The sequence below is a fragment of the Neisseria wadsworthii 9715 genome (assembly GCF_000227765.1).
In the GTDB taxonomy this organism is placed as follows: Bacteria; Pseudomonadota; Gammaproteobacteria; order Burkholderiales; family Neisseriaceae; genus Neisseria; species Neisseria wadsworthii.
Window position 1 is genome coordinate 1747810 of record NZ_JH165159.1, and the last position, 13913, is coordinate 1761722.

Annotated in this window: 10 protein-coding genes; 8 read left to right on the forward strand and 2 right to left on the reverse strand. The window is 52.1% G+C overall.

Annotated elements, in window-relative coordinates; genetic code table 11:
- The first annotated feature begins 134 nt into the window (after positions 1–134).
- Positions 135–419 (forward strand): hypothetical protein, encoded by a 285-nt coding sequence (locus tag HMPREF9370_RS08050; protein ID WP_040667071.1) that lies wholly within the window; start codon positions 135–137, stop codon positions 417–419.
- Between the two features lie 193 nt (positions 420–612).
- Here HMPREF9370_RS08050 and argC read toward each other — a convergent pair whose 3' ends face one another.
- Positions 613–1662 carry an N-acetyl-gamma-glutamyl-phosphate reductase gene (gene argC / locus HMPREF9370_RS08055; protein ID WP_009116943.1) on the reverse strand — a complete coding sequence of 350 codons (1050 nt, stop codon included), beginning with the start codon at positions 1660–1662 and terminating at the stop codon, positions 613–615.
- Positions 1663–2020: 358 nt separating this feature from the next.
- Between argC and HMPREF9370_RS08060 the strand changes: the two genes are divergently transcribed.
- From HMPREF9370_RS08060 to HMPREF9370_RS08080, 5 genes are all read left to right on the forward strand, one after another.
- Complete coding sequence (locus tag HMPREF9370_RS08060) at positions 2021–3181, forward strand: FAD-dependent monooxygenase (RefSeq protein ID WP_009116945.1); 1161 nt, start codon at positions 2021–2023, stop codon at positions 3179–3181.
- Between the two features lie 221 nt (positions 3182–3402).
- Positions 3403–3792: a RidA family protein gene (locus tag HMPREF9370_RS08065; RefSeq protein ID WP_009116946.1), complete on the forward strand. Its 390-nt coding sequence runs from the start codon at positions 3403–3405 to the stop codon at positions 3790–3792.
- 10 nt (positions 3793–3802) lie between these two features.
- A complete protein-coding gene (locus HMPREF9370_RS08070) occupies positions 3803–4963 on the forward strand; it encodes an FAD-dependent monooxygenase (RefSeq protein WP_009116947.1) in 1161 nt (386 codons plus the stop codon).
- A 171-nt stretch (positions 4964–5134) separates the two neighbouring features.
- A complete protein-coding gene (gene ygfZ, locus HMPREF9370_RS08075) occupies positions 5135–5992 on the forward strand; it encodes a CAF17-like 4Fe-4S cluster assembly/insertion protein YgfZ (protein WP_009116948.1) in 858 nt (285 codons plus the stop codon).
- A gap of 44 nt (positions 5993–6036) precedes the next feature.
- Entirely contained in the window at positions 6037–6540 is a 504-nt protein-coding gene (locus tag HMPREF9370_RS08080; RefSeq protein WP_009116949.1) for a DUF4442 domain-containing protein, read from the forward strand.
- 49 nt (positions 6541–6589) lie between these two features.
- On the opposite strand, the gene HMPREF9370_RS08085 is transcribed toward HMPREF9370_RS08080, so the two are convergent.
- Entirely contained in the window at positions 6590–7465 is an 876-nt protein-coding gene (locus HMPREF9370_RS08085) for a chorismate mutase (RefSeq protein WP_009116950.1), read from the reverse strand.
- A 113-nt stretch (positions 7466–7578) separates the two neighbouring features.
- Here HMPREF9370_RS08085 and HMPREF9370_RS08090 point away from each other — a divergent pair, with 113 nt between their 5' ends.
- Entirely contained in the window at positions 7579–9678 is a 2100-nt protein-coding gene (locus HMPREF9370_RS08090) for an AsmA family protein (protein WP_009116951.1), read from the forward strand.
- A gap of 331 nt (positions 9679–10009) precedes the next feature.
- Positions 10010–13648, forward strand: a complete 3639-nt coding sequence (mfd, locus tag HMPREF9370_RS08095; protein ID WP_009116952.1) for a transcription-repair coupling factor — start codon at positions 10010–10012, stop codon at positions 13646–13648.
- Positions 13649–13913 lie beyond the last annotated feature (265 nt).

A 13913-nucleotide genomic window follows, 5' to 3' on the forward strand; every position in this document is an offset into this window, starting at 1 on the left:
CAACAAAAAGTAAGATTATTTTAAATAAAAATTCAATAAAAAGATTGCAAACTAAAATTTAAATTAGTAATACAGAAAAACTTAAGAAATCAGCAAAAAAAACTAAGATAAATATTAAAAAGGAGTTTGAAAAAATGAAATTAGGAAAATGGTTATTATGCAGCATGGCTTTAGTTACACTAACAATTTTGCCTGTAATGAATTCAGAAGCTTTTTCTCCTTCAGATCTACAAAACGATACAGATTGCCATGCACTTTCTTTGGCTCCTCTATCCGACCTGAATAATGCGCAAAAGCAAACAGCTCTACATTGTGATATCCACGAGGCTGATCAGGCTTGGTATGGGCAATACGGTAATATGCACAACCAAGATTTTGCTTACGGTATAGTTTATGACCCTTTAAGCTTGGATGATTAGATCTCCGGCTTTAGCTTTTGTATGAGAATGATAGTTATGATTAATCATCAAAATAGCAATGAAAACTGACTCCATGATACTACAAGCAAGTAATTTTATCCTTGAACAACTTTGTTCATTCTTCCCAAACACAACAATGCCTGTCTGAAACAGATTCTCAGACAGGCATTGAATACGCAAAACCGTACTTAATTTAAGGCAACAAGGGCGCAGCCTGCAACCCTGCATCTTCTGCAAAACCAAACATGATATTTAAATTTTGCACAGCTTGCCCGGCGGCACCTTTAACCAAGTTATCCTGAACACTCATCAGAATCCATACGTCGCTTTCAGGTGCACGCTGAACACTAATACGGCAGATATTTGCCCCGCGAACGCTGCGTGTTTCAGGTGTTGAACCATATGGCATCACATCGACAAATTTGCTGTTGCTATAAAAATCGCTCAGCAAATGATGAGGGTTAAGGTTTTCTTGTAGATGCACATAAATTGTGGCATGCATCCCCCGTATCATCGGCGTAAGGTGTGGCACAAACACAAAATGCTCCGCTACACCGCTCTGCAATTGATTAATGGTTTGTTTTATTTCCGGAAGGTGGCGGTGCCCTGCCACACCATAGGCTTTAAAATTATCGCCCGCTTCGCACAACAAAGTGCCCACCGACGCTCCTCTACCTGCACCGGAAACACCCGATTTACAATCCGCAATCAAAGGCTTTCCTATCTGCAATGCCTCAGCTTTAAGCAAAGGCAAAAGCGGTAAAGACACACAAGTGGGATAACAACCCGGCACAGCAATCAGACGCGCTTTCCGAATAGCTTCATGATTCATTTCACACAAACCATAAACTGCTTCCTTTAAAATATCCGTACTGCTGTGCGTATGTTTATACCACTTCTCCCAAGCCGGCACATCCTGCAAACGAAAATCGGCAGACAAATCAATCACGCGCACACCTTTTTCTAACAGTGCCGGCGCTTCTTTCATCGTAACGCCATGCGGTGTCGCAAAAAATACCGTATCACATTGAGCCAAATCCGCTTCATCGGGCGCTTGAAATACCAAATCATAAACACCACGCAAACTCGGAAAATAATCTGCAATGTGCACACCCGCTTCCCCGCGGCTGGTAACAACAGAAACTTCTGCATGCGGATGAGATGCCAAAAGGCGCAAAAGCTCCACACCGGTATAGCCGGTCGCACCAACGATGCCGATTTTAATTTTTTGAGATGCCGCCATTTTTCTTCCTTTATTATTTGATTTTACTTTTATCTATTCCGAAGCTGAAATTCATCAAACTGAAAATCAACTTAATATTGAACGATGCCTGTCTGAAACCTCATAACCGGTCAAGCAGGGAATTCAACGAATGCTCTATAAATTTATACAGACAGTTGGGCGATCAAGTAACCAATCACGCCAACTTTCAATCCACATACAGGCCAATCATCACAAGCCACCATTATATAGAATGTTTCCGTATCCAACACCAGCCAACACAATCAGCCTAATGCCTGTCTGAAAATTTCGATTTCAGACAGGCATTACAAACACAAATCCGCTAAAATAAAACCTTTCCCACCCCAGGCAGAAGCTCATGCAGACCATTCCGCTTCACACCCAAATCGCCGTTATCGGCGCCGGCCCTGTCGGCGTATTGTGTGCCCTGCTTTTGGCTCGCCAAGGCAAACAAGTGCTGCTTATTGAGGCTCGTCCGGCCAACGCCAACATTCAAGACCGCCGCACTTTGGCTCTTTCATTCAACAGCATTCAAGCATTTACCGAAGCGGGTATTATCTGGCCTGAAAACAAATCAACACCAATTACAAACGTGCACATTTCCCAGCAGCACCATTTCGGGCGGACGCTGCTGCGCGCCGCCGACATGAATACGCCTTATCTCGGAAAAACCTGCGATTATTCAGCTTTGATGCACGCCTGCGAAGCCGCACTAAACCAGCCGAACCTAACCGTTTTATGGGATACGCGTCTGCAAAGCATCCATACCCTCGATTACTTTGCCGAATTGCAAATCGAACATCAAAAGGAAACCCACGCTCTCACAGCCGATTGGGTTATCTTGGCCGAAGGCGGCATGCTGGCCGAAACTTTACCCGGTATCCGGCGCCACAGCCACAACTACCAACAGAACGCCTTAGTAACCACGCTTGAATTCGAGCAGCCCCAAAACGGCACAGCCTACGAGCGGTTTGCCGACACAGGTCCTTTTGCACTATTACCTTACCAAGATGCTTACCGTCTGGTTTGGACACGCTCGCCCGAAGATGCTCAAAAGCTTAAAGATGCCCCGTTCGACGATTTTGCGGCCGAATTCGAACAAACATTCGGCAACCGCCTCGGCAAATTGCGCTCACGCGGAGAAACCGCCGTATTCCCGTTACATCTCAAACAGCTCAACAAAGTTTACAGCGGCCGCGTTATCTGTATCGGCAACGCTGCCCAAACCATGCACCCCGTGGCTGCGCAGGGTTTGAATCTCGGTGTACGTGATGCCATTGCCCTGGCAAAACAATTTGCCGAACCCATGAGCCTGAAAAACAGCAAGCTGGCGCAACAATACGCAGCCGGCCGGCGGATTGACGCGCATGCCATCGTCGGATTTACTCATAGCTTAGTTACTTTGTTCGACCATCCGAACACGCTCTTGCAACTCGGACGCGGCGGTGTAATGAGTATGCTCGACAGCATTCCCGCTTTACGCAAAAAATTTACCGAACATTTGATTTTCGGTTTGTAGGCCTGTCTGAAAACAAAGGTTGGCGGGAGTTAAAGCCTAATCGATTTACTGCGGTTTATCCGCTTAAACTTTTTTGGCGGCGCTTTGATTACATGCTTGGCAAATGCAAAAAACAACAACGGCTGGTTTTTTCTTGATTACTGCTGATTCTGTTTATCCTGCTTTCTCTAAAAAGCCGACAAACCACCGCAAAAAATCATAAAAACCCATCAGAGAACCATATGAAAATAGAAAACCATACCCCCGATAACCTGTTTACCCCTATCGGCCCATACAGCCATTTCAGCAAAGCCGGCAATTTCATCCAAATATCCGGCACGCCCGGCGTTAACCCGCATACCGGAGAAATGGCCGGCAGCGATGCTTACAGCCAAGCCAAACAGATTCTGCTCAATTTCCAAACCATGCTCGACAGCATCGGCTTGGATTTAAACCATATCCTGCATATCCACGTATTTTTAAAAAATGTTGACGATTTTGCCGAAATGAACCGGGCATACAGCGAACTGTTCTGCAACCATCTGCCTGCACGCACCGTTATCTGCGTTGCAGACCTCCCGAAAAAAGGCGCGTTGATGACCATGAACGCTACTGCTGTCGAACCCTCTTGAAAGCGCTTGTATGAATGCTTCCACACTTTACGATGCCGTGATTATCGGCGGCGGCCTGGTTGGTGCAGCAGCGGCCGTTGCCCTTAAAAAACAAGGCAAACACATTGCCTTGTTGGAGTTGCGCCTGCCTGAAAGCGACCCTGCCAAGCTGCAAAACGGCTGGGATGCGCGCATTTATGCCATCAGCCCGGCCAACCGCCACTTCCTGCAATCTTTAAACGCCTGGCCGGATGAAGCCCGCGTTCAAGCCGTAAAACGGATGGACGTTCGCGGCGACAACGGCGGCAAAATCGAATTCAATTCCGACGCGATTCATGCCGAGCGCCTGACCAGCATAATTGAAAACCGTTGGCTGCTGTCCGCTTTATGGCGGCAAATCAAAGCATTGGATATTCCAGTAATCAACGAAGCTGCGGCAGAATTGCACACCGACATTCATGAGGCCTGTCTGAAACTGGCCAACGGCAACACCATCAAAACCAAGCTGGTTATCGGCGCGGACGGCGCCGAATCGTGGGTGCGCCTTCAGACAGGCATCAAGGTGCAGGAAAATGCCTACGGCCATCACGGCGTAGTATCTAATTTCCACACCGAAATCCACCACAAAGGCACTGCATTTCAATGGTTTAAAGGCGGCGAAGTGCTGGCCTACCTGCCTCTGCCCGGCAACACCATCTCCATTGTTTGGAGCACAGCCGAGCCGAAAAAACTGACCACACTCGAGCCGGAAGCCTTGGCCGCCGCCGTTACCGCACAAGGCGAAAGCGTGTTGGGCAAGCTCTCGCCGCTATCCCCTGCTTTTGCTTTTCCGCTGGTTTTGCGCCGCCCCGAAACCACCGTGTCCCAACGCGTTTTACTAATGGGCGACGCGGCGCATACCATCCATCCTCTGGCCGGACAAGGTGTCAATCTCGGCTTCGGCGACGTCATCGAATTCGCCCGACTTGCAGAAAAAGTCGCAGATACGGGCGCCTACCAACTGCTCAAACAATATGCGCAAAACCGCCTCGAACCCGTGCGCACCATGCAACTTAGCTGCGACGGTCTGTTCAAACTGTTCGGCAACGAAACCCTGCCCGGCCTGCCTTGGCTGAGAAACAGCGGGCTGAATTTAGTGAACAATATGGATTGGGTGAAAAACCAGCTTATCCGCCATGCAATGGGTTTATAAATCATATAAAACCATGCCTGTCTGAAAATTATGGGATACACAATGGCAGATTGTTATCCGCTATTGTCAAAACATTAAACCAAAGCGCATCCCATAATTTTCAGACAGGCATTTTGTTGCCCGGCCCCTTTACCGTACAATATTCAAATCACACACCAGCAAGGAGCATCCATGCAAAGCCAACTCCCATTTTTCGGCGTTGTGCGCGTCAGCGGCGAAGAGCGCGCCGTTTTCCTCCACAACCAACTTTCCAACCATATCGAAGGCCTGTCTGAAAACCAAGCCTGTTATGCCACTTACAACACACCCAAAGGCCGCGTGATTGCCAATATGCTCGTTATCAACCGCGGTGAAGACATCCTATTGCTGATGGCTGCCGATCTGGTAGAAAAAACCGTCAAGCGCCTGCGAATGTTTGTGTTGCGCGCCAAAGTCGTGTTTGAAACCCTGCACGATTTTGCCGTGGCTGCCGAACTCGCCGACAGTGCCGCGCCACAGCCCGCTGCCGAACCGCAGCTTTCCTTTGCCGCGCCTGCCGAAAACAGCATCAGCCGCATCAACCTGCCGCACGGCGGTGCGATGCTGGTCGGCCAAGCGGATTTATTGCCCGCTTACGATGCGGCAGCCGAAAACGCTTGGAATCTGCATGAAATTCAAAGCGGCTACCCGTGGATCAGCGAAGCCACCACCGAAACCTGTGTGGCACAGATGCTCAACCAGCACATTATCGGCGGTGTCCACTTCAAAAAAGGCTGTTATCCGGGTCAAGAAATCATTGCGCGCGCACAATACCGGGGCCAAGTGAAGCGCGGTTTGGCCGTTTTAGCGGCTGACGTACAGGAAGCCGCCGGCACCGGTGTGCTGCTGGAAGGCGAAGATGCCGGCATCATCATCAACACCGCACAAACCGGGCAAGGCAGTCTGAACCTAGCCGTTATCAAACACGGCGCGGCAGGAAAAGCGCTAGCTGATGCCAATGGCAATACTTTGCCACAAACGCACCTGTTTTTTGAAACGGAAGCAAATTAAGGACCTTACCTTACAGACAGCGGCTTAAGGCCGGCAACCATATCATGATACAAATGAGAAGGCGGTTCCGATCGGCCGCCACCACGCGGAAAATCCTCAATTTGTGGCCGCCGCTTTTGTTCAGCGGCATCCACATCACTGAATTGTCGGACGATTTCCGCCACATCAAAAGCCGCCTGCGTGATTGGCCGAGCACGCGCAACCTGCACGGCGCGCAGTTCGGCGGCAGCCTGTTTGCGCTCACCGATGCAGTGTATGCCGTGATGTTCAACGGATTAATCGGCAACAAATATTTTGTATGGGATAAATCCGCTCATATCGATTTCATCAAACCCGGCCGCGGTGAAGTATATATCGACTGCACCATCACGGATGAAATGCTGGCTGATGTGTACGAACATACCCAAAACGGTGAAAAATATCTGCCCGAGTATGAAGTGCGTATTTTTGATAAAAACGGCGACACCGTTGCCATCGCCAAGCGCACCCTGTATATCCGGCTGAAGCCGAGTTTCCGCCCTAAAGCGGAATCACAACCGCCCGCATAAAAAATGCCTGTCTGAAAGTTTTTTCAGACAGGCATTTCACTTTTCCAAATCACAGCGAACTGATTACCGCATTCGCCCCTGCCGCCACTGCCAGCCGATATAAAACCTCCTGCGGCATACCGTTGTGCCACAAGCCGGAAATATTGGCCAACACTGGCAAATGGCTCAAGCCGCGCACACGCGCCACCGCATCCACATCCAAGCGGTGCGGATAATCCGGTTCAAAACTAAGCGTGCCCGCTTCGCCCAAAATAATCTGGTGATTGCCCTTCAGCGCCACCCGCTCGGCGGCAACCAGCCATTCGTTGTAAAGATGGTGTTTGTCTTTGCAGAGCACCAAAGGCGTGTTCAACCTGCCCACTTCATCCTGCAACATGCGGTTGGCCATCAGCTCGCCGCCCAAATAAAGAATATCGGCCTCATGCGCCAAAGCCGCCTCAATCTGGCGCACATCACGGATACGCACCAACACGGGCTGCCCCCTGCCGTGACAGCTTTGCAACGCTTCGCGCATTTGTGCAATCTGCTCTTTTTCATTAAAACGCACGGTATCCGCATAGGGCGTGTCGGGCACGGAAAACGGGTCGATATACGCGGCATCCGCAGTCGGGCGCGCATTGGGTTCCGTTGTGATATTGAGCACTTTCTCCGCACCGAACGCCACGCCGCGAACAGAAATCACGCTGTCTTGCGCCTGCGTTTCGCGGCTGATGATGCGCCAGTCGTTCAGCACCCTGATAGCGCGTTCCACCTGCGGCAACCGCTCCAATTCATTCGGCTGAAACACCCGCTCGTCGCCCACCGCGCCGATAATCGTGCGCTCCTCGCCTTCCGACACATGCTCCGTCAGCCCGCGCGAACGGATAAACGCCACCACTTCCGCCACCGACTGCGGCAAAGCATGTTTCTGCATCACAATAATCATAAATCTTCTCCGAAAGCACTTGGCCGCATGTTAGCAATTTTTTAAACAATCCGCCATTTTTCAGACAGGCATTTGTTATATACTTACCGCTTCGTCATCAAACCCTAAATTCAATGGTTTCCCGCCTAAAATCAGGCAAATTCTGGCTCAAACTGCTCGCATTCGGCAGCATGGTTTTATCCATTACCGTGGCAGGTCTGTATATCGCGCTCCATCAAGCGGTGTTCAGCCCCGAGCGTTTGCATAAGGCGGGAGAAGATGCATTGGCAGGCACCGGCCGAACCCTGCGTTTCGACAAAAACATCAACCGCAGCTGGTTTCCCCGCCCTACCGTTACCCTCAACAACGTTACCCTGTCCGACACCGGCAATAACGTACAAAACGTACACCTAGGCCAAATGCGCATCGGGCTTGCCTGGTCATCGTTGCTAGGCAGCCCCACCATTGAAAAATGGGTCATCAAAGACGCCGACATCACACTGGAGCAAAACAACGAAGGCAAATGGAACCTGCAAGACCTTTGGCAAAACCCCAAAAAATCCAAACTCGGCATCAACCGCCTGATTATTGAAAACGCACGCCTACACATCCTTACCCCAGCCAGACAGCACCACCTTTCCGAGATCAACCTCAAACTCATCAGCAACAGCAGCCAAAACCACAGCTTCACCATCGGCGGCAAAGCCGACAATGCCTATCTGAAAAACCTCCGTTGGGAAGGCAGCGGCACCGCATTTGCCGGCCAAAACGGCTGGCGCCTGCCTGATTTACGTATCGCCGTTTTCGCCGAATACCGCGACAACCCGGTCAACCTCGCCGCAGGAGGCAATGCACAATGGCACAACCACACCCTCAGCCTCAACAAAATTACCGCCAATCTGCACAGCCCGCTTTACCAAACCCACATCAGCGCATCCATTCCCGCAGCAGAGTGGAAAAACGGTCGTTTTCAAGCCGCCGGCATCAACAGCATCATCAATGCCCGTCGCTACGAAACCGAATGGAACGGCGCGTTCAACATCAATAATCTCAACTTCTCGCCCACACAAATCAACGCGGCACGCGCCACCTTAAATGCCGGCGGCAAAACCCAAGGAAAAACCGCCACATTCAATATCAGCTCACCCGTTTCCTGGCAAACCTCGCGCGGCTGGCAGCTGCCTGATTTAAAAATCACCACCCGCCAAGACCAAACACAGGCCGACGGCGGCCCGCGCTTTATCAGCAACCTGTCCGGCAGCTTAACCAGCAGCCCGGAAGGCAACTGGCAGCTGTTTCTAAGCGGCCTCTTTGACCGCCAGCGCACCAGACTGAAAGCCACTTACACCGAAAAAACCCGCACAATCCAAGCCGAGGCAGGCCTAAACAAACTGGCTTTCGCCCCTTACATGAAAGAGCTGCAAAACGAAAGCCGCTTCAGCTACCCGCGCTTCCTCACCGGCCCCAACCGCATACAAATCAACACCTTGCTGCTGCTTAACAACCTTCAGCTGCCCAACCTCGAAGTCAACCAAATCAAAACCCGCCTGCAAGCCGACAGCAGCAAAATCGCCCTCACAGATTTCAGCGCCGAGCTTTACGGCGGCACCACCACGGGCAGCCTCCATATCGAAAACAAAGAAACCCTGTCCTACCATCTCCAACAGCAAACCAAAGGTATCCAAGTGCTGCCGCTGATGCGCGACCTATTACGCTACAACAGCCTGGCCGGCACCGGCGACGTAGCCTTTGATTTCACCACCAAAGGCAACAACCGCCGCGAGCTCACCCAAAACCTCAACGGCAAGCTCAACCTCAAGCTGCAAAAAGGCGCCTGGATCGGCATCGACATCAACAACATCCTCAAACAAGCCGCGTTCGGCCAAACCGAAAGTGAAAACAAAAACACGCCTTTCAACAGCTTTACCCTCAACAGCCTGATACAAAACGGCGTCGGCAGCCACCAAAATGCCGAGCTGGTTACCGACCGCTTCTACATCCTCAGCAGCGGCAGCCTAGATTTAAGCAAGTTGCTGATGAATGAAAACATGCTCATCAGCACCACCAACAGCGAAGCCACCCAAATCCCGCTCAACATCAGCGGCCCGGTCGACAACCCTTCCGTAACCCTCAATTACAGCGGCCTGACCCGCGGCTTGAACACCCCCCAAGAAAAACAAAAAGCTCTCGCCGACACCTTACGCGAGCAATTCAACTTATTCAGCCAACCCTAAAACACCGACGCATCGCAATGCCTGTCTGAAAATGTTTCAGACAGGCATTGCGGTATCTAACCGAACAACAAAAAATACCCGTCATGCTCGGGCTTGACCCGAGCATCTCTAATAGGGGTTATGTGAAGATAATCGGGCCAAGCCCGAGTATGACGGGTGTGCTGATTTTTAGGTTTATTTGCCACAACCGTGCATAACGGCCAATATGACTACAGTAAGTGATTCACTCATAACAACAGCTTATCCAATCCCTTTTGCTGCTAAAATAACGCCCTATCCCAACAACCCAAGCTGCCCGATTTTTTCCGGCAGCTAAAGCCATTTACACATTATGAACTACCCCATTCCCGCCCCCGCCCAAAAATCCCGCTGGCTCGACCTTTCCCGCGGCAGCCTGCCGTTTTTCCTTGCCCGATGCCTGCCTGAAAAGCCCGTTAAAATCATCCTCACGCAAGATGTTGAGCAGGCCCTGCGCCTGCAAACCGCGTGGCAGTTTTTCCGCCCGCAGGATAAGGCCGTGTTTCTGCCCGACTGGGAAACGCTGCCCTACGAGCGTTTTTCGCCGCATCACGATTTGGTGTCGGAACGGCTGGCTGCGTTGTGGCAGATTAAGCAGGGCGCAGCGGATGCGGTGTTCGTGCCGGTGGCCACCGCTATGCAGAAGCTCGCGCCGGTGTCGTTTTTGATGGGGCGCACGTTTTGGCTGAAAACCGGCCAGACTTTGGATATAGCCGCGCTGCGGGAAAACTTGGTGGAAGCCGGTTACAGCCATGTTTCCAACGTGATTGCCGCCGGCGAATTCGCCTTGCGCGGCGGCATTTTGGATATTTTCCCCAGCGGCAGCGACGCGCCCTACCGCTTGGATATGTTCGGCGACGAAATCGACAGCATCAAAACCTTCGACCCCGACACCCAGCGCACCATCGCGCCCGTTTCCGAAATCCGCCTGCTGCCTGCGCACGAGTTCCCGACCGACGACGACGCGCAAAAAATCTTCCGCAGCCGTTTCCGCGAAGAAATCGAAAGCGACTACAACGCCGCCACCGTTTATAAAGCCGTGAGCAGCGGCCATTTCGGCGCGGGCGTGGAATATTATCTGCCGCTGTTTTTTGAAAACGAGCTGGCCACGCTGTTCGACTACATCGGCGAAGAGGCGCTGGTGGTGTGCATCGGCGACGTGCACGCCGAGGCTTCGCGCTTTTGGTCGGATGTCAAATCGCGCTTTGCGATGGCTAAAGGCGATGAAACTTACCCGCCTTTGCATCCACAGCATTTGTATCTCAGCGAAGACCAGTTTGCAGGCCGTCTGAAACCTTACGGCCAAATCCTGCCCGACTTCCACGGCAAACAACACGCGTTGCCCGATGTGGCCGTGAACCGCCAATCCGAAACCCCGCTCGCCGCGCTGCAAAGTTTTCAGACGGCCTTTAACGGCAAAGTGTTGCTGTGCGCCGAAAGCTCAGGCCGCCGCGAAACCATGCTCGGCTTTATGCAGCAACACGGCTTAAAAGCGCACAGTGTGGACGGCTGGCAGGCGTTTTTAGACAGCGACGCACCTTTGTGCATTACCGTAACGCAGTTGGCTTATGGGTTTCAGTTGCCGTCTGAAAACGCCGACCGTGTTCCTGAATCGACTCAAACCGTAGGTCGGATTCTCGAATCCGACGAAACAGAAGCTGATTTGATGTCGGATACAAGTATCCGACCTACGGAAGCTCATCTTTCAGACGGCCTTTCAGGTAGCCTGTCTAAAAATGTTGGTCAGACGCAGGAACCGGACGAAGTAGGTCGGATTCTCGAATCCGATAAAACACAATCAGCGCAAATGTCGGATAAAAATATCCGACCTACAACCGGCCTCGCCGTTATCACCGAATCCGACCTCTACCAATACGTCGCCCGCAGCCGCACCTCGCGCCGCAAAAAGCACGCCCAAGTTTCAGACGGCCTCTTGCGCGACTTGGCCGAAATCAATATCGGCGACCCCGTGGTACACGAAGAACACGGCATAGGCCGCTATATGGGCTTGGTCAACATGGATTTGGGCGACGGCGACAACGAAATGATGTTGCTCGAATACGCAGGCGAAGCGCAGCTTTACGTGCCCGTGTCCAACCTTCACCTCATCAGCCGCTATTCCGGCCATGCCCACGAAAACGTGCAACTGCACAAACTCGGCACCGCCGCATGGAGCAAAGCCAAACGCAAAGCCGCCGAAAAAGCGCGCGACACCGCCGCCGAACTGCTCAACCTCTACGCCCAACGCGCCGCACAAGAAGGCTTTAAATTCCAATTCAACGAGTTGGACTACCAAGCCTTTTCAGACGGCTTCGGCTACGAAGAAACCGAAGACCAAGCCGCCGCCATCGCCGCCGTGCTCCAAGACCTCACCCAAGGCAAGCCGATGGACAGGCTCGTGTGCGGCGATGTCGGCTTCGGCAAAACCGAAGTCGCCCTGCGCGCCGCCTTCGTGGCCGTGATGGGCGGCAAACAAGTGGCCGTGCTCGCCCCCACCACGCTGTTGGTCGAACAACACGCACAAAATTTCAGTGACCGCTTCGCCGATTTTCCCGTTAAAGTCGCCCAGCTTTCCCGCTTCAACAGCAGCAAAGAAACCAAAGCCACGCTCGCCGGCATGGCCGACGGCACGGTCGATATCGTGATCGGCACGCACAAACTCGTGCAAGACGACATCCAATTCAAAAACTTAGGCTTGGTGATTATCGACGAAGAACACCGCTTCGGCGTGCGCCAAAAAGAGCAGCTCAAACGCCTGCGCGCCAACGTCGACATCCTCACCCTCACCGCCACCCCCATTCCGCGCACCCTCAGCATGGCGCTCGAAGGCTTGCGCGATTTCTCGCTCATCACCACCGCCCCCAGCCGCCGCCTCGCCGTCAAAACCTTCGTCAAACCCTTCAGCGAAGCCAGCGTGCGCGAAGCCGTGTTACGCGAACTCAAACGCGGCGGGCAAGTATTCTTTTTACACAACGAAGTCGAAACCATCGAAAACATGCGCGAACGCCTCGAAACCCTGCTGCCCGAAGCCCGCATCGGCGTAGCGCACGGCCAATTGCGCGAGCGCGAACTCGAACAAGTGATGCGCGACTTCTTGCAACAACGCTTTAACGTGCTGCTCTGCTCCACCATCATCGAAACCGGCATCGACATCCCCAACGCCAACACCATCATCATCAACCGCGCCGACAAATTCGGCCTCGCCCAACTGCACCAACTACGCGGGCGCGTCGGCCGCAGCCACCACCAAGCCTACGCCTACCTGCTCACGCCCGAATACATCACCAAAGATGCCGAAAAACGCCTCGATGCCATCTCCTCCGCCGACGAACTCGGCGCAGGCTTCACGCTGGCCATGCAGGATTTGGAAATCCGCGGCGCAGGCGAAATCCTCGGCGAAGGGCAAAGCGGCGAAATGATGCAGGTCGGCTTCACCCTCTACACCGAAATGCTCAAACAAGCCGTGCGCGACCTCAAAAAAGGCCGCCAACCCGACCTCGACGCACCGCTGGGCGTAACCACCGAAATCAAACTGCACAGCCCCGCGCTCTTGCCCGAAAGCTACTGCCCCGACATCCACGAGCGGCTAGTGCTCTACAAACGCCTCGCTACCTGCGAAACCGAAGCCCAAATCAACAGCGTGCACGAAGAACTCGTCGACCGCTTCGGCCTACCCGAACAACCCGTCAAAACCCTGATCGAAAGCCACCGCATCCGCCTGATTGCCAAAGAAATGGGCATAGACGCGATTGATGCCACCAGCGACGCCGTTACCCTCACCTTCGGCAAACACCACAACATCGACCCTGCGCAAATTATCCTGCTGATGCAAAGCAACAAAAACTACCGAATGACCGGCGCGGACAAATTACGCGTAAGCGCAGTGATGGAAGATGTGGCAACGAGGATTCAAACGGTGAATGCGGTTTTGAAGAAGTTGGGGGGAAGATAAATAATAGCTACTCCAAATATAACCGAGGTGCCATATTTAATAAGCGATTAAAGCTGAGGAATTTATCTTAACAAGATTAATCTTATTCGCATTGCTTATACACTCCTAAGTTCGCTGGCTTAATAGTCATTCACATCTCATCACTCTTAATGAACTTTGAATGTTCATAGCCATAAATTAAAGAATTTAAAATCACCAATGCCTGTCTGAAAACCATTTCAGACAGGCATTTTATTTAACTCATAAAAAAAATGATATAACAAAC